The organism is Microcystis aeruginosa NIES-843 (assembly GCF_000010625.1).
Taxonomy (GTDB): Bacteria; Cyanobacteriota; Cyanobacteriia; order Cyanobacteriales; family Microcystaceae; genus Microcystis; species Microcystis aeruginosa.
Genome location: NC_010296.1, coordinates 2,268,126 through 2,285,201, shown reverse-complemented (window position 1 = coordinate 2,285,201; position 17,076 = coordinate 2,268,126). Strand labels below are relative to the sequence as shown.

Genomic DNA, 17,076 nt, shown 5'->3' with positions numbered 1-17,076 from the left:
CCAACGGAAATAAAATAGACAATTGTGATGGAGATATCTATAATGCAAGGATAATCGCTATTGACAACCTATCCCCAAGGCAATTATGAAGAAAACTTTTTTCACCTCCATCGCCGTTAGTGCTACCCTCGTCAGTGGCATTGTTTTAGGTACTCTTGATGCTGGCAGCGCCTCCGCTTGTGCTTTCGCTAAAGGTAAAAGCATTTTTGGCAGCAATACCACCCTCCCTGTCGATGCTAACAAACTTATTTTAGGGGTTGCCGCTGCTACAGGAGCAATCACCGTAGCGGGTGTTTTAAGCTACCGTCGTTTTCACTCTGCGCAGCCTCCTGAAGATGCCACCGCTAATCTGCCGGCGGTATTTCCTATCCCCATTCCCCCCGCAGCTTTAAACGTGGCAGTGGTGACGGAAGAAGCGGCAGAAACCAGCAAAATCTCCTAAAAATCCGCTAGATTCCCTCAAAAAAGGTGTTGGCATCCCCGCAGATTTCCCGCTAGGCAACACCTTTTTCTGCCTAATTGTGTCCCAGTTATCAGAATTTTCAGCGATTTTTAAGTTATGTTAAAAGGTGCAACCCTACCACGAGAGGTAAAGATGGGCAACTCTAGCACATTTTCCGACACCCCACTTCACAAAGATCATCATACTTGGGAGCATTTAAAACAAGCCATCGCCGCTAGTTCCGGTTTTCGGCGTTGGCAGCAAGAACAACTAGAATCAGGTAAAAATAGAGACGATGCTGATGCTCGCATTTGTTCCTATCTACGGGAAACTTTAGAAACTTTAGCCTACTAGATTGATGCTCCCCAGCTATGACGGCATGGGGACTTTTTTTGTCCGTTTAAGCTAATTTGCGGGCATTATTTTCTGCGCGCCTCGTAACCCAACAACCAGACAAAAGCGACAATTAAAGGCAGGAAATAATAAATAGCTCGATAGGCGATTAAAGAGCCTAAAAGCTCGGCATTAGATACATATTCGGGGCGTAATCTCAGCATGATAAACTCAAAAACCCCTATTCCCCCCGGCACATTGCTTAATACCCCTGCCGTCATGGCAAATACATAGAGACCGAAAAATCCTAAAAACGAAGTATTGTAGCTGCCCGGGAGAAGAAGATAGAGAACTCTAGCGGCTAATATCCAATCAATAAAAGTCAACAAAATCAAAGCCAGGAAAAGAGTCCAAGAGGGTAAATAGATATTTTCTTGGCCGATTCTTATTGGTTTTTTATAGGTGAGAGTCAAGAAAAAATATCCCGTAACCAGCAATAAAAAAATTATTCCTAAAGGTTTAGTAGTTAAAAAAGGTAATTTTAAAAGTTGAGGAATCCGTTGGGGATCGAGGAGGAAACTTAAACCACCAATCCCTAACATTCCTAACCAAAAGCTTAAATGGGTAAAAGTAATAACTTTGGCAATATCCACCACCCCCACCCCCGCAGGAGTATAGAAACGATAACGGATTGCTGTCCCGGAAAATAAGGTCAAACCAATGGTATTACCAAGAGCATAACTGATAAAAGCAGTGCGGATAATAGTGCCTAAAGCTAAGGGATGCTTGATATAATAAAAACCTAGGCGATCATAACCCGTCATCGACAAATAACCCAAAGCCATCCAAAAAATAGCTTCTAGCTGACGACTTGTGGTAATATGATCCAAACTAGCCAAGAGTTGGGCAAAAGTGTAGTGTTTAAATTCTTGACTAATTGCCCAGACCGCTAGAATAAATAAACTCAAGGACAGGATAATCGGAGCAAAACGCTGGATTTTTTTATACATCTTACTTTTTACGAATTACTTTTGACTCATTAAAATTTATGAAAAAATCAAAGTTAGATTTAGCTAAACGTTTAAATCGATCCCGAAAAAGGAAATATGATAAGTTCCTGACTTCCTCCTTATATTTAACAATTATTCTGGGTTTATTTTATCTACTCTACCTCAATCTTCCTTGGTCTTTTCATCTTTTTATGCATTGGGTGACTAAAGGGGGTGATTTAGACAAAATTCCTGCCAAATTTTATGCAGAACTTAATCAATTATGTTTGAGGGCAGATAGTAGGGGGGAAGTAAGAACGAGAAACTATACAGAACATACAGAAATTGCCGAATCTCTTGGTACATTTAGATGTACTTTAGTTAATGGTGGTCAAGAATGGTTAATAGAAGATTATAAATCTTTTAGTTCTGCCGATGAAGCGATTTTAGGCACTCAGTTAGCGGTTTTGATCGCCGAGATTTTGGGAACGGATTATAGTTATAACATTCGCGCTTATATTCCCAATACTAAGTATCAAATAGCTCCCAAAACCAAATCCTAGACTAGGGATGGGTTTCTCACCCATCCTTAGAAAAAAATTAGTTTTCCGATACGGGTTTTGGTCGGGAAGGCCGAGGGATAGGGGATTGTCCGGGGGTAAAAGGTCGTTTTTCTCCTTCCCCCGAAAGATGACGATTTTTATCAAAAGGCTTTTTAAAACCTCCCTTACCCATCGGTTTTTTCTTGCTGGCAAAACCGAGGTCTAAACCTTCCAAAATGGTTAAGGCATCTCCTTTAAGTTGTACCTGAAAATCCCAAAAACGACTGATCGGTTTACCAGGTAAAGTGCCGCGCAATTTTAGTTTAAAAAACTTGGGTTTGTCCGCTTCAGTTTTGGGCATTTGTCGGATTTTGACCACTACCGCTTGATTTTCCCGTTCGGTAAAGATGACTTCGCCTCGAATCGAGAAATAACCCGGGGTAGAAGCGAGGAGAGGCTCTATCTCCTGATCATCCTCCTTTTTCAGGGTTTCTGGTTCCCAAACACCGACAATCTGAACATGAAGGGCATCATTTTCCTGACGGGTGCGCGGATAAACCACCCAAAGATGGGGTTTTTCCAGATCGAGATGATTTTTAACCAAACTGATCACCCGACCGAGAATCACAGAATCGATCAGAGTACCATCGGCAGTTAAAATATTGCCTTTAGTTAATTGTTCCTCCGATCGCTGATAATGGCCATAGACGAGACCGATCGCCCGATACTGCCGCAGATGACTGGGAGGGGGGATCGGTTGTTGACGTTTGACTTCTGCGGGGGTGGCTGACTCTACGGCTAAATCAGCCTCGGTATGGGGGGATTCAAGGGGGACTTCCTGAATTTCCACTTCAGGGGTCGGGGGGGTTTTCGGTGATTCGGTAAACCGATTCCCAGGACGATTCATATCACACTCCTAGCGGCGGAGACACATAGTAAATTAGTAATCAAGCAAGTCAAAAGCGCGATCTGGGGGGTTACAATAACCCTCTAGGGCGACTCTACTGGCATCTAATATATTAAGAACCATGATCTTTTGACTGTCAACCCAGTCAAAACCCTTTTGAGTCTTGACCGTTTGCCCATTGTACTTAATAAAGAGCGGCCAATTCGATCGATCCCCTCATCAAATCTCCAGATTTCCATAACATTTTCTTGTCTGTCCCCTCGCACCCCAGTCTATGAAAGCTTCTCTCTCTCACCGTCGTTGGCTGTCCATCGGTCTCGTGCTGATGTTATTTGCCTTGCTGTCTTTCTCGATGATGCCGCTATTGACTTCTATTCTCCAGAGTGAGCGGCACTCGGGCCAGAGTCATCTGTCCGCAGTCAAACAAGAGGAATTAGCCAGTCAAGCACTGGGTTATCAGATGGTTTTAGAGCGCGAACCCGATAATCAGACGGCTTTGCGGGGATTATTAGATACTCGCTTACAGCAGGGCGATTTAAAGCAAGCGATCGAACCTTTAGAAAAATTAGCGCAACTTAACCCCCAACAATCCGATTATCTACTACTTTTGGCAGAAGCGAAACAGCAAATAGAGGACTATGCAGGAGCCACAGCCAGTTATCGCGCTCTTTTAGCCTCCCATCCCCAAGAGCTGCGGGCCTTGACCGGATTAACTAATTTATTTCTTAGCCAAAACCGCCCGATCGAGGCGATTAGTCTGGTCAAAGATACGCTTGATCGCGCTTTAAAAGCTGCTGCCGATCCCAATAATCCTGCTAGTTTAATCGATATCGTTTCCGTTCAGTTACTTTTAGGCAAAATCTATTTCGAGCAGCAAAATTATCCGGAAGCTTTAAACGCCTATAAACAAGCTCAACAGATGGATGTTAACGATTTCCGACCGATTTTGGCAGCGGCGATCGTACTGAAAGAACAGGGCAAAAATCAAGAGGCTCAACCCCTCTTTCAAGATGCTCTCAGTCGCGCTCCTTTTGCTTACAGACAGGAGATTCAGACCCTAGCCGACGAAAATAACAAAATTGAAGCCACAGCCCCTAATCAGTGATCAGCTTTTTCTCCCTTCTCCCCTTGAGACTTGACACTGGGGACAAAAATGAGCCGAGCGCCCACTTAATTTAATTCTGGCAATAGTTGCACCGCAAAGGCGACAATTTTCGCCATTACGACCGTAAACCCAGGCCATCGCCCCATAATTGCCATTAACTCCCGTAACGTGGAGAAAATCGCTAAAACTGGTTCCGCCTTCAGCGATCGCTGTTTCCAATACAGAAATAATGTTTTTTGTCAATAAGTCTATTTGCTCAATTTTCAAGAGATTAGCGGCAGTTTGGGGATGGATGCCACTTTTAAAAAGAACTTCATCTGCGTAGATATTGCCAATTCCTGCGACTACATTTTGATCGAGGAGAAAAGTTTTAATCGGACGACGACTTTTTTGACAGTGACTATAGAGGTAATCGGCGGTAAAATTGCGATCGAAGGGTTCCAATCCCAGTTTTTTGAGACCAGTAATCACGCTTTCTGGGGTTTTATCGGCGGCAATCCACCAAATTTTCCCGAAAGTGCGGGTATCGACGAAGCGCAATTCTTGCTGATTGGCAAAAAAGAAGCGTAAGCGCGTATGAATCGGCAGGGGAGTGGTATCTTTTACCCAGAGCAATTGTCCAGTCATACGCAGATGAACCCCGATACTGCTACCATTATCTAAATTGGCGAGGAGATATTTGCCTCGGCGCTGCCAATTGGTAATCGTGGTCTGAGCAATTCCTTGCAGAAAAGTTGCCTCGCAATTAGGATAGGCTAGGGTACGCTGTAATAATACTTCCCCACCGATAATTTTTTGGCCCTGGGTAACTTGATTTAATCCGCGACGCACCGTTTCTACTTCTGGCAATTCTGGCATATAAGTAATTGGGGTTTACTGAAAAAGTTTGTTGGTGGAGTTAGGAGTCAGGAGTCAGGAGTCAGTAGATAAACAGAACTTTTCATCGGGAAACGACACCAGATTAAGGTCAATTCTACTTTAACTTTAGCCTTTCAATGGTATCAATTATTTCCCGTTCAAAACTGACTTGAGCGCGATTAGTTTTACCACCAATATAAAAGCGATCGCCCGATTGTAAAGCCCAAATTTGCGAATGGGAAAAGTAACTCATTACCACTCCCATCATCAATAAAGCAAAACCTAAATAGACGATAGGTACTCCCGGATCTGCCTTAATTTGTAAACCTGTACTGCCCACTAATTCGACTATTTTTAGATTAACTCCATTGATGGGAATCGTCATTCCTTCTCGTACAGCAGAGGTTAAATCTCCCTGAGCATCATAGACAATTACCGTACCTTGTAAATCTCTGGTTAAAAGAGAAACTCCCTCACTAAGATCGGTTTTAGTCGGAATCCAAGTTCCCCAGATTTGTCCATTACCTTTGGTGTCTAAACTAGCCATCGGTAGCTGTAGGATCGGACTATTATTCACCTGTACTTTTACCCCAGCAATCCCCCAACTGGTTTGATAAAAAGTCACCCCTTTATGGTGCAAAGGTTGATTAACTTGAATAGTTTTGCGATCGATCTCCTGTCCTTGATTATCGATCACCGACAAATCAGAATAAAATTGTTCTATATCACCTTTAGGACTATAATCAATCCAAAAACGATTAACTTTAATCCCCCAATCCTTAGGGAGAGAATTTTTAGATAAGGGTCCAGCTTCAATAATATTTTTAACCTGAAAACTATCGCCACTAGCTACCATTTCTTGAGCGAAAAACCCCGTTAACGCTCCCCAGATCGCTCCTGCTAAAATAATTAACATGGCTGCATGAACGATAATCGGACCGATTTTACCAATCAGACCTTTACGAGCATAAAGACTGTTATTTTCTAGAAAAACTTTGTAGCCTTTTTTTTCTAACAAGGGGGTGAGAGATTCTAGGGAACCAGTTTCTAATTCGGCACTTAAAGCTAGTTTTTGAAATTGGCGAGATTGTTGATAAAATTGCCAGTTTCTGGCCGCCTTTAAAGCGGGTAATTGTCGTCGGAAGGTGCAAGCGGTTAAACTGGAACCGAAGAGAATTAATAATGATAGATACCACCAAGTGCTATAAACATGATTTAATCCCAATAGTAATAAAACTTTCCAAGTCAGAAAGCCAAATAAAGCGGGTTTTTCAGGATAATTAGCTTGGTAGAAAGATAGAGATTGACCCTGTTCGATTACCGTCCCAGAAATGCTAAAAATAGCGATTAAAAGTAAGAGGATAATTGCCAATCGTAGATCGGCAATAGTCTGGATAAATTTCCGTCCCCATTGAGGCGGTGTATTCTTTAAATTTGAGGAAGTTTCCGATATAGTCATAGTTAAAAGTTTTGCAATTCTAGCCAATTATCTATCATAACTCTCCACCATCACAGCAGACGGGATAATAAAGAAAAAACTCCAAAACCGATTAATAAAACCCCACTGACAGGATTAATCCACCCGGACCATTGACGCAGAGAAAGAAAGCTTTTCAGCGAGGCAGTAAAAGAACCGACGATAATTAGGGGTAAAACATAACCGCCAGTGTAGGATAACAATAATCCCCCTCCTAAGCTTAAATCTCCCGTATTTGCCACCCATGCCAATAGAGTTGCTAGAACAGGTGTACTGCAAGGAGAGGCGATTAAACCAAATGTTAAACCGAGAAGATAGGACCGCAAAATCGGGGGAAAATCGCCGGTAATCCAATCGGTAGCGCCAAGGGAGGGGAAGCGCAGGGGTAATAATTCCAAGAGGTTTAACCCCATCAAAATAGCGATCGCACTGACGATAATTGGTAAACCGATCCCCACCTGTCCATAGACTTTTCCTAAAGTAGCGGCAATTAGTCCCAATCCCGCTAAGGTGGTGGCTAATCCCAGGGAAAACCATGTGGACTGCCAAAAAGCCGCTAAACGACCTTGATTTTCGTAACCCCCGATATAAGCGACGGTAATCGGCAACATCGACAGCATACAGGGGGTAAGACTGGTAAGTAAACCGGCTAGAAAAATCACGGCAATACTGACAAAACTAAGGTGAGTTAGTTGGGAAGTCACTAAGCGATCGGCGTATTGTTCAAGGTGATAGAGTTGAGTCTGTAATTGGTCTAACATATTGGGGAATTTTTCAGGCTAAATTTGGCTCATTTCTAGGATATTACCATCGGGATCACTGACAAATAAGGCCTTTCTACCCGATGCACTCATTTGAATTGTATAACCTTGACTTTCTAGATACTTACCCATGGCCGTCACGTCATCAATAGCGAAGGCAATATGAGGATTGCGTCCCCATTTTTGGGGATTGGGACGGTAGTTTTGATAATTGGTATCGACAATTAAATGAATTTGATAATCTCCCACTTGATACCAAACCCCATCGTATTGAAAAGGGCGATCAATTCTAGTCAATCCTAGAACATTTTCGTAAAAGTTAACAGCTTTTTCTAGATCGGTGACTAAAATCGCCGTGTGTAAGGATTCTGTAATGTTCATAGTTAATATCTGACTCGCGGATCGAGCCAACTATAGGTTAAATCGGCAATTAAGTTAAAGATAACAATTAAAATCCCATAGATAAAGGTAATCGCCATCACTACGGGGGTATCACTGCGGGAAATAGAATCGATTAATAAAGCACCGATACCCGGCACACGAAACACTTGTTCTGTAACTAAAGCACCGGTAAAAATTGAGGGAATATCGAGAGCAATCAGGGTGACAACGGGGATTAAAGCATTGCGAACTATATGCTTAGTGAGGACAGAAAAATTAGTTAGTCCCTTCGCTAAGGCAGTTTTAACGTACTCTTGGTGAATTTCTTCAGTTACGGAAGAACGCACAAAACGCATCAACATCGCCCCTTGATATAAGCTTAATACAGTTACGGGCATAATTGACTGTTTAACCTGCTCGATCAAACTATTAAAATCACTGATTTTTAGGGTACTGTTATAAAAAGATGGTAGCCAGTTTAACTGCACACTAAAGATAATAATTAATAATAATCCCGTTACAAAGGTGGGTAAAGAAAAGCCAAGCATCGAAAAAGTAGAGATGATTTTGTCTAACCAAGAATAGCGCTTGACTGCTGAAATTACGCCTAAAGGAAAAGCAATTAAAACCCCAAAAATATAGGCAATACCGACAATCCAGAGGGTTGTGGGTAAACGCTGCCAAATGAGGGTAAAAACTGGGCTGCGACTGGTGAAAGAATAGCCCATATCTCCTTGAAGAAATGCTAACAACCACTTGACATAACGCACGGGAAGGGGTTGATCTAATCCGAGACTTTTGCGAATATTTTCTCGCACCGCTTCCGTAATAGCAGGATTAGCGGCAAATTCTCCCATCGGATCCCCCGGCGCTAGGGCCAAAATGCCAAAAACCACCATACTAATAGCTAAAAGAGTGGGAATCGAAAATAATAATCTTTTCAGAAAGTATTTCAGCATTTATTTACTACGCTTCCAGTCTTTGATCTTCCAAGTATTTCTATCCCAGGGAGTTAATTCAAACCCTGACAAACTATTGCTAATTGCCACCACATCGGCACGATGAACTAGGGGAATAATCACAAAATCATTAATTAACATATCATTCATTTTAATCACTATTTCTCGACGTTTTTCTGGGTTTAATTCTTGACTAAAAGCTTGCCATAATTTATCGTATTCAGGATTACAATAACGAGCATAATTATCCCCAGCCCAACCATCAGCTTTTTGGGGAATTTCACTACAGGTAAAGGTTTTAAAATAGGCTTTCGGATCGGGACTATTATTACCAGTAGTGTACATTTGTAGGTCAGCATAAAACTTTTCTACCGTGTCATCGTTAGCAGGATCGCTGGAAAAGAAAATACTGGCATCAATAGTTTTTAATTCTACTCCTACCCCGATCGCTTGTAAACTTTGTTTGATAATTTCTTGGGTTTTCTGACGAAGAGGATTGACAGTGGTTTGAAAAACTAATTTCATTTCTACCCCATTTTTATCCCTAGTACCATCACCATTACTATCTTTCCATCCCGCATCATCTAGTAATTTCTTAGCCTTTTCTAGATTAAATTCATAGCGAGTATTGGGCGAATTATATTCTGATGGCATCACAATAAAATTAGGAGTTGTTTTCCCAGTAATACCATAAAGTTGCGTGGCAATAGTATCTCTATCAACGGCTAACGACAAAGCTTCTCTTACTTTCACATCACTCAAAAAAGGATGGGGAAACTTAATACTAGACCTCTCACCTTCAGGAGTAGCTTGATTAGGATCGCTCAAATTAAATAAAACTCGTTCAATCAAAGAACCGAAACTAGATATTAACTGACCCCGACCCACTTTTTCTAAATCACTTAAAACCCTTGCCTCTACTTGCAAATTATAGGCATAATCCGCCTCCTGTGTCTGTAAAACCGCTCTTGCCGCCGAAGTTGCATCACCTCCTCCTTTTAATTCTATTCTTTGAAAACCTAATTTATCCGCTTCTCGAAAGAAAGAATTTGGTTCATAAACCGCCGTATCTCCCGGTTTAAATTCTACCACTTTATAGGGACCCGTTCCCACCGGTAATAAATTAGCAGGGGCTTGACGTGCCGTTTCATTGCTATACTTTTCATAGAGATGAGCGGGTAAAATCATCCCTTCTGTTCCCACAAAAACTAATGACCAAGCGGGATTAACTTGCTTAAAAGTTATTTTAACTGTATGGGGATCGATCGCTTCCACAGTTTTAACTATTTCATAATTGCCAGCGCTAGTAGAACCAGTTTTCGGATTGGTAATAAAATTATAGGTAGCGATGACATCTTTGGCAGTAAAAGGAGTACCATCTGACCATTTAATATCTTTTTTTAGCTTCCATGTCACCGATTTACCATCCCGGGCAACTCCCCCATTTTCAATAGTAGGAATTTCTGCCGCTAAAAAAGGAACTAATTCCCCTTTTTCATCGAAACTAGCCAAAGGTTCTAAGGTAATGCGACTCGCTTCTGAGTCTTTAAATCCCGTGGAGAGATGGGGATTTAAAATCGTCGGTGCTTGCCAATATAAAAGTTTTAAAGTTTCTGTGTTACTATTGGTCGTTGCTGGGGGATTATTAGCTGTTTGTTGATGACAAGCACTAAAAAGCAGCGTACAACTAAGGGATAAAATTAACAGGGGCAAGAAAAGCGATCGCTTAAACATTTTTAATGACAATCAATAATTCAACAGGGTGACTTAGGTGATTCCCTACCCCACCAATAACAAGTTATCAGACATTGAGTCTTGATCTCGATCGATTAATTGATTATTTGCCTTTATCCATTCCCAGTCAAGTTAAATCGATCGTGCTATGGTAGCGATGCTGTACTAGACAATAAAATTCTAGGCACGGCGACGAAAATGGGTTCTTCGGTTTGTGTTATGCAATCTACGGGGGTTATAAGGGACGGAACCCTTATAGAGAAAAACGTTTGGCGATTTTTGTCAATTGTTTTTGATCTAGAGCGAACTAATCAATTAAATCTCTTGCCAGATAAGGATTTAGTTTATTTATGCCACCCTATCGAACCATAACAAGTAACGAAGAGCCAGAAAATCTGTATTTGGGGTGTTGTATGGAAAAAATCCGTCTAGTATATAAATTGGTGTGGTAGCCATCGCCGTGGGGTGCGTTCCCTAATGTGGCTCCTACCGCTCCACTAGCCGTAGGCTAATCTGGCTAACACGCTTTTGGGCGTGATATACGGAAAAGTTCTGGAGATCGCGCCTAAATGGGGTGATATGCCGAAAGTTGACCCATATCATTACTTTCAGGAGTGTTATACGGAAATTTTCCGTATATTATGTAGTTAGACCGCCAATTCTCGGTTGAGACAGTATGCAAAAGTTGTTTGTGGGGAAGTCATGCTTTTTTTGGACGAGCGTGAACAGAACTGTTTAGATTCAATCCGCCTATCATAAAGTTTCCCTCATCAGTCATCTCTGGCCATGCAGAATGTTTTGTGTCAGTTAAGCGAATTGGAATCTCAACAGTCTCTTCTAGCTTGAGATCACGATAGGTTGTTAATTCGTCGAGCCCTTCATATTGTTCTAAATTGCAAACCACGTAAGCTACTGGAAAATATTTAAGGATGCCGCTAAAGGTTCCAAGTTCACTAAATTCACTGAAGTTTCCTCTGACCGCAGGCATAATGACATCACGAACAACCACAATTTCTTCCTATGGATAAATCCAGTAAAAAATTTTAATTTCTTCAGGGATCTGAGCTTGATCATCAAACAGAAATTCGCGTATTTTCTGATCAACAACATTATGGTCTATAACTCCCTTCGCTGCAACTAAATGACCAAGAATAGCTCTAATCAATATTGCTGGTTGCGTCTTGTAATGAATCATTGGTGGAACTTCCACAATTGATTTAAGAATCCTGCCTACTCCAAGAGCAAAGCTATTAAGAACTGGGTCGTAGCGATGCCCCAAGCGTTCATTACAGTGTTTGCAAAGGGTTCGATACTTCACACCATTCTGTGAAATACGAGGTTTCTGTTCTTCAGGGTTGCCAGCCAAACGTTGTAAAATCGTGATCTGCTCAACAGGCTTCAAATCAATACCTCCCTTTGGTGGGACGTGATCCCAGCTTAGAGAAGCTGATTGTTTACAAATATTGCAAAGACCTTTTTTTCCACGCTTTCCTTGATTAATGTAATGAATATCCATTAGACGATTCTAGAATTAGAAGGGTTAGTTTTTACAGCAATTCTAACTCTTAATAAGAATGCATTGCCGTAGCAGCGCGGTCTAACAACCCCAATGCACACCGACCGACGAAAGGTTATCGGTTAGAGTTCAAGGTTATCTGCGGCGGGTGATGGGCAACGTTAGCTGTAGGGTGCGTTCCCTAATGTGGCTCCTACCGCTCCACTAGCAGTAGGCTAATCTGGCTAACACGCTTTTGGGCGTGATATTCTGTGTTTGTATTCCAACACTTCGTTAATCGATAAGCTAAACGGCATTTAACCTGCATGATCCAATAGCTATAACCCTTTTGGAGTCTATATCAGTGATCCGAAGTAAAAGCCGTTTAGCTTAGCTATATAGAACCCAGCCAATGAGTATGAGTGAATCCAACGAGTTTGACATCACAACGCCAGAAAAACGGCTTAAAGCGCTTACCTTCTTGTCGCAGAATAGTTGGCTTGCAATGGTGCCTTTGGCGCTTCCAGTAGCACTTGTTTTGGACGGTATTTCCCTTCTTACATCAGGTGCTAACGAAAAAGAGATTGCAGAACAAAGAAAAGTAGCGATCGACATTATTCGAGCAGGAAAAGAAAATGGTGTTGATGAAATAGAGATTACAATGTCTCAGAAAGCTGGTGTTGGTCTATCTTCAGACGTTGATGGTGTCCCAATTGAGTTTATGTTGGTGCTTCAGGTACAATGAAGCTAAAGGTAAAATACAAGTAGTGGGTGATGGCGAAACTCTACTATCGTGGCATGGCAGAGCAAAACGACAGACCCAAAATTGGTCGTAGTGCCAGATTATTAGGGGTTAGACCTAATATCGATATAAACATTCAGCAAATGCCAGTAGGTTGCCTAGATGAACAAAGCTATTTGTTACCAGAGCCACAGCGTAAGTTGCATGGCGATCTTGTAACGGTTGCCATTAGGGACACAAAGGGAATGTCTGTTGCCCTATCCATTGAAGGTTTACCAGCATTTCGCAAACCTGCCAGTTTTGGTGGAACTGGCAAAGACCCTTTATGGCAAATTGACGATAGCCATATCACAGGGGATTTACAGGCTGTCCAAGATAGCCCGACTCACGTTAGCATCATGCCAAGAGTTACAATGGCTCTAGAAAAGTACGAGGCAGCATTGGCAAACACCCAAAAATATTGGGAAAAGGTTGATTAGTGGCATACACACAATGGGAGGCTATCAAAATGGCATGGATATTTAGTCTATCGGCAGAATGTGGTTCGGATGAGAGCAACGCCCATAAATTTGCTCAGCATTTTGAGGGAGTATCATGGTTGCTGTCAACTGGTCGCCATTGCCAGTGTCACACAGATATATTCCAAGACATAGAAGAAAATTGGTGGTGTCGTGTTTCACCAAGTAATCTTAGCGAAGTGGGAATAGACAGCCCTGAAAGTGCATATTCAATGACAGAGTTAGGTATCTTACTATATCAGTCCCTACGATTTGCTCCCCCATTCCGTTATGCACTGGTTGGTGTTGAAGTCGATGAATTTAGAACTTACAGCGAGCTTCTCGAAGAATCATCTAACTTATCTATCCCAGGACTGGTTTTAGCAAAACCACTCGAACAAGAGCTAGGAATATTGCCAGTATTGCGCCCCTTTAGTTCTAGTTATGTTTGGCAACCCTACGCAGGAGAAGTTTACAATCCGCTTATGGCATCCCAAAACTTAAAAAATAAGCTTAATGAACTGCTTAAGTTAACCTCACAAGCGAAGACGGCATAACTAGACCGTTACACTGCTCCCACTGTCAGTACGATCCCCATCGCTGTAGGGTGCGTTCCCTAATGCAAGTTCTACTGCTCCACCAATAGATTTTTGGGGAACGCACCATGCTAGAGGATTATAAAAATATTTGCCGTCGCACTCCAGCCTATCGCGGCTGAGTTCAACCGTTATCGAGAAAAATAATTAAATACCGTCAAATTCCCCTAAAACTTTCACCTCTGGTTCTAACCAGAGGGACCAGCGATCGAACACTTGTTCCTGCACATGACGAATTAAACGCAGAATATCCGAGGCTTTTGCTGAACCAATATTCAGGATAAAATTAGCGTGTAATTCTGATACTTGCGCCCCACCAATTTGATAACCTTTTAATCCCATTCCCTCAATTAAAGCCCCGGCAAATTGCGGTTTAGGATTGCGGAAAACACTACCACAACTAGGACGATCATAGGGTTGGGTATTTTTGCGATGGCGTAAATTATGGGTAGTAATTGCCATTATTTCCTCGTGATTATCGGTAGCTTCTAACTGAAATGTGGCTTCGACAACTAAACGTTGATCCCCTTGCAGAGAAGAACTGCGATAACTATAATTTAAATCTTCTTTGCTTAAAGTTTCTAACTGACCATCGGGATTTAATACCAGCGCCCGCACTAATCGATCCGCCACACAGGAGGTATGTGCGCCCGCATTCATCACCACAGCCCCCCCCACCGTACCGGGGATACCCACCGCCCATTCTAAGCCCCTCCAGCCCCGTTTTGCCGCTCTCCAAGCTATTTTTGGCAGGGGTTCCCCCGCCGCTGCTGTAATCGTAGCAGTTTCGGCATCAAAACAACTCGATCGCAGATGGCGAGTATTGAGGACAAGTCCGGGTAAACCTCGATCGCTGATTAGTAAATTTGAACCAGCCCCCAAAACAGTCAAGGGCAACCCTTGCGATCGCACCCAAGCGAACAATTCTCTTAATTCCTCTAGATTAACTGGTTCGGCATACCATTGCGCTCTTCCCCCCACCCGGTAGGAAGTGAACTCAGCTAGAGAAACAGAGGATTTAATCATAGGGTTTTAGGGGGTTGGGAATTATAAATTATGAATTATAAATTATGAATTGGGGATATGAGGAGCAGAACGTAGGTTGGGCTTCGGCCGTGAGCTTTTGCCGAACGGTTGAAGCATGAAACCCAACGATCATGTTACTTATTTAGGGTCTGCTGAAAAAGTACGGGCGAAGCATTCGGATAGAAAATCTGCGGTTTCACCGATAGGTTATTGCCCGAATGCTTCGCCCCTACAGGACGCGGGCCGATGAAGACGCAAGGTTTTGAACGACGATTCTCTCAAAATCTTACACCTGTTTCGCAAGAAAAGCCACAAAACCCCTACCTTGCCTACATTTCACATTTATTCAGCAAACCCTATTTAATACTGCTCACTTAAAAACTCAAATCTGATAACTGATAACTGATAACTGATAACTGACTCCTATACTCTAACTGCTAATTGTTCGCGGTAAAGAGAGAGCATTTCGGGGATAACTTGATTGAGATTGCCAGCGCCGAGGAACAGAGCTAGATCCCCTGGTTGGAGAATTTCTAGCAGGAATTGACCTAAAGAACTCAATTCGGGGTGATAGTAGGCATTTTTATGGTGTTTTCTCACCTGTTCGGCCACTTGCTGCCCGGTGACGTGATTGATATTCACTTCCCCGGCACTATAAATATCCGTTAAGACTACCACATCGGCGGAACTGAAAGCGGAGCCGAATTCCTCCAAAAAGGCAGTGGTGCGACTGTAGCGATGGGGTTGGAAAATAGCGATCGAACGTTGGTACTGTTTGCCTTCTACCTTCAATTTTGCCGCCGCTAAAGTGGCTAACAATTCGCTAGGATGGTGGGCATAATCATCGATAAAAGTAATGCCGTTTGCCTCTCCCTTGTGTTCAAAACGGCGTTTTGCCCCGGCAAAAGTAGCGATCGCATCGGCAATAACGGCAAATTCTAAACCGAGATAACGTCCGATGGCCACCACTGCCAAAGCATTACTAATATTATGTTGCCCGGGGATTTTCACTTCCATTTGTCCCAAATAACTGCCTTTTTCCCAGACGGAAGCTTTCATCATTCCCTGTTCATAGATAATCTCGCTGACGGTGTAATCGGCACCTTTTTCGGGATCGAGACTATAACTAATCGTGGGACGGAAATGCTCGGCGATCGTGTCACAATCTAAACAAGCGACTAAAATCTGGCACTGATGGGCGAATTCATGGAAAGTATCGATAACTTCGCTTAAATTCTGGTAATGATCGGGGTGATCTAGCTCAATATTAGTGATTACGCCGATTTTCGGGGCGTGCTTGGTTAGGGAACCATCGGACTCATCGGCCTCTGCCACTAAAAAACGACCTTGACCAAGACGAGCGTTACCTTCCCAAGCATCCACCTCACCACCGACAATGATCGTGGGGTCTAATCCCGCTTCTAACAAAACGTAACCGATTAGGCTGCTAGTGGTGGTTTTTCCGTGGGTGCCGGCGACGGCGATACTGTCGTAATCAGCGATTAAAGCAGCTAAAACGTCGCTACGGTGAAAAATTGGGTATCCTAAGTCTCTGGCCGCTTGATATTCCTTGTTATGGTCATTAATCGCCGTGGAGCAGATTACTTGCGGAACTGTTTGGCTACTGTTTTGAGGGCCCGGAGAATGAAATAAAGCTAAATTATTTGCCTCTTGACGGTGGAAAATGTGCGCTCCCGCTCCCTGTAGCCGTTGGGTGATATGAGTAGGACGTAAATCCGAGCCAGACACAGGTAAATTGCGCTCGGCTAAGATATAAGCGAGGGCTGACATCCCAATACCGCCAATACCGATAAAATGGAAAGGTTGGCCGTTAAAATTAACTTTTTTCACTGTTTTCACTCCTCAGAGCCACGATTATATAAGTTTTAAACTCGATCGGTAGTAAAGTCAACTTCATGATAGGGGCATTTGAGCAGAATTCCCAAATGTTGCCCAGTTGCCTTGCAAAATCCTTGACGCAGAATTAAAATTTTTTCTCCCAATTCCTTTTTTTTGGGGTGTGGGTGTGGGGTGTGGGGTGTGGGTGTGGGTGTGGGGTTTGGGGTGTGGGGAGAATCAATAAAAATAGTCTCGGAGTCTCGGAGTCTCGGAGTCTCGGAGTCTCGGAGTCTCGGAGTCTCCTGAATGGTGATGTAATAAATTATTTTCGATCGGGATCGTAAAGTTCAACCTTTAAGGTATGATTGGGAACATTAATTATTTTTTTATGTA

Annotated in this window: 20 protein-coding genes; 8 read left to right on the top strand and 12 right to left on the bottom strand. The window is 42.7% G+C overall.

The window, feature by feature from the left end; genetic code table 11:
- Positions 1-85: 85 nt before the first annotated feature.
- Together MAE_RS11030 and MAE_RS11025 are read left to right on the top strand one after the other, a co-directional pair.
- Positions 86-442 (top strand): hypothetical protein, encoded by a 357-nt coding sequence (locus MAE_RS11030; RefSeq protein WP_012265644.1) that lies wholly within the window; start codon positions 86-88, stop codon positions 440-442.
- A gap of 117 nt (positions 443-559) precedes the next feature.
- The gene (locus MAE_RS11025; protein ID WP_012265643.1) at positions 560-796 is read left to right on the top strand and encodes a hypothetical protein; all 237 of its coding nucleotides are present in this window, start codon (positions 560-562) and stop codon (positions 794-796) included.
- Between the two features lie 65 nt (positions 797-861).
- Here the strand turns inward: MAE_RS11025 and MAE_RS11020 are convergent, their stop codons facing one another.
- A complete protein-coding gene (locus MAE_RS11020; RefSeq protein WP_012265642.1) occupies positions 862-1,785 on the bottom strand; it encodes a lysylphosphatidylglycerol synthase domain-containing protein in 924 nt (307 codons plus the stop codon).
- A gap of 38 nt (positions 1,786-1,823) precedes the next feature.
- On the opposite strand from MAE_RS11020, the gene MAE_RS11015 reads away from it, so the two are divergent.
- Positions 1,824-2,327 carry a hypothetical protein gene (locus MAE_RS11015; protein ID WP_012265641.1) on the top strand — a complete coding sequence of 168 codons (504 nt, stop codon included), beginning with the start codon at positions 1,824-1,826 and terminating at the stop codon, positions 2,325-2,327.
- Positions 2,328-2,364: 37 nt separating this feature from the next.
- Here the strand turns inward: MAE_RS11015 and MAE_RS11010 are convergent, their stop codons facing one another.
- Positions 2,365-3,213, bottom strand: a complete 849-nt coding sequence (locus MAE_RS11010; protein WP_012265640.1) for a hypothetical protein — start codon at positions 3,211-3,213, stop codon at positions 2,365-2,367.
- A gap of 274 nt (positions 3,214-3,487) precedes the next feature.
- On the opposite strand from MAE_RS11010, the gene MAE_RS11005 reads away from it, so the two are divergent.
- Positions 3,488-4,318, top strand: coding sequence for a tetratricopeptide repeat protein (locus MAE_RS11005; RefSeq protein ID WP_012265638.1), 831 nt, complete (start codon positions 3,488-3,490; stop codon positions 4,316-4,318).
- Here the strand turns inward: MAE_RS11005 and MAE_RS11000 are convergent, their stop codons facing one another.
- The 8 genes from MAE_RS11000 to MAE_RS34910 form a co-directional block, all read right to left on the bottom strand.
- Positions 4,319-5,176, bottom strand: a complete 858-nt coding sequence (locus MAE_RS11000) for a DNA-formamidopyrimidine glycosylase (RefSeq protein ID WP_012265637.1) — start codon at positions 5,174-5,176, stop codon at positions 4,319-4,321.
- A 115-nt stretch (positions 5,177-5,291) separates the two neighbouring features.
- The gene (locus tag MAE_RS10995) at positions 5,292-6,635 is read right to left on the bottom strand and encodes a cytochrome c biogenesis protein (protein ID WP_012265636.1); all 1,344 of its coding nucleotides are present in this window, start codon (positions 6,633-6,635) and stop codon (positions 5,292-5,294) included.
- A gap of 50 nt (positions 6,636-6,685) precedes the next feature.
- Complete coding sequence (locus MAE_RS10990) at positions 6,686-7,414, bottom strand: cytochrome c biogenesis protein CcdA (RefSeq protein WP_002799052.1); 729 nt, start codon at positions 7,412-7,414, stop codon at positions 6,686-6,688.
- Between the two features lie 18 nt (positions 7,415-7,432).
- Positions 7,433-7,795, bottom strand: coding sequence for a VOC family protein (locus MAE_RS10985; RefSeq protein ID WP_012265635.1), 363 nt, complete (start codon positions 7,793-7,795; stop codon positions 7,433-7,435).
- Positions 7,796-7,797: 2 nt separating this feature from the next.
- The gene (locus MAE_RS10980) at positions 7,798-8,754 is read right to left on the bottom strand and encodes an ABC transporter permease (RefSeq protein WP_012265634.1); all 957 of its coding nucleotides are present in this window, start codon (positions 8,752-8,754) and stop codon (positions 7,798-7,800) included.
- The gene (locus MAE_RS10975; RefSeq protein ID WP_012265633.1) at positions 8,755-10,488 is read right to left on the bottom strand and encodes a peptide ABC transporter substrate-binding protein; all 1,734 of its coding nucleotides are present in this window, start codon (positions 10,486-10,488) and stop codon (positions 8,755-8,757) included.
- A gap of 700 nt (positions 10,489-11,188) precedes the next feature.
- Positions 11,189-11,497, bottom strand: a complete 309-nt coding sequence (locus MAE_RS34915) for a hypothetical protein (RefSeq protein ID WP_231859764.1) — start codon at positions 11,495-11,497, stop codon at positions 11,189-11,191.
- A gap of 9 nt (positions 11,498-11,506) precedes the next feature.
- Entirely contained in the window at positions 11,507-12,004 is a 498-nt protein-coding gene (locus MAE_RS34910) for a hypothetical protein (RefSeq protein ID WP_012265630.1), read from the bottom strand.
- Between the two features lie 397 nt (positions 12,005-12,401).
- On the opposite strand from MAE_RS34910, the gene MAE_RS10965 reads away from it, so the two are divergent.
- The 3 genes from MAE_RS10965 to MAE_RS10955 are packed head-to-tail and all read left to right on the top strand — an operon-like array spanning position 12,402 to position 13,779.
- Positions 12,402-12,728: a hypothetical protein gene (locus tag MAE_RS10965; protein ID WP_012265629.1), complete on the top strand. Its 327-nt coding sequence runs from the start codon at positions 12,402-12,404 to the stop codon at positions 12,726-12,728.
- 29 nt (positions 12,729-12,757) lie between these two features.
- Positions 12,758-13,204: a hypothetical protein gene (locus MAE_RS29335; RefSeq protein WP_002799046.1), complete on the top strand. Its 447-nt coding sequence runs from the start codon at positions 12,758-12,760 to the stop codon at positions 13,202-13,204.
- A 29-nt stretch (positions 13,205-13,233) separates the two neighbouring features.
- On the top strand, positions 13,234-13,779 hold the full coding sequence (locus MAE_RS10955) for a hypothetical protein (RefSeq protein WP_012265628.1): 546 nt from the start codon (positions 13,234-13,236) through the stop codon (positions 13,777-13,779).
- A gap of 186 nt (positions 13,780-13,965) precedes the next feature.
- On the opposite strand, the gene murB is transcribed toward MAE_RS10955, so the two are convergent.
- Both murB and murC read right to left on the bottom strand, forming a co-directional pair.
- Positions 13,966-14,844 carry a UDP-N-acetylmuramate dehydrogenase gene (gene murB, locus MAE_RS10950; protein WP_002799044.1) on the bottom strand — a complete coding sequence of 293 codons (879 nt, stop codon included), beginning with the start codon at positions 14,842-14,844 and terminating at the stop codon, positions 13,966-13,968.
- Positions 14,845-15,267: 423 nt separating this feature from the next.
- Entirely contained in the window at positions 15,268-16,695 is a 1,428-nt protein-coding gene (murC, locus tag MAE_RS10945) for a UDP-N-acetylmuramate--L-alanine ligase (RefSeq protein ID WP_041804039.1), read from the bottom strand.
- A gap of 106 nt (positions 16,696-16,801) precedes the next feature.
- Between murC and MAE_RS35700 the strand changes: the two genes are divergently transcribed.
- On the top strand, positions 16,802-16,927 hold the full coding sequence (locus tag MAE_RS35700) for a hypothetical protein (protein WP_269453984.1): 126 nt from the start codon (positions 16,802-16,804) through the stop codon (positions 16,925-16,927).
- Positions 16,928-17,076: the final 149 nt, after the last annotated feature.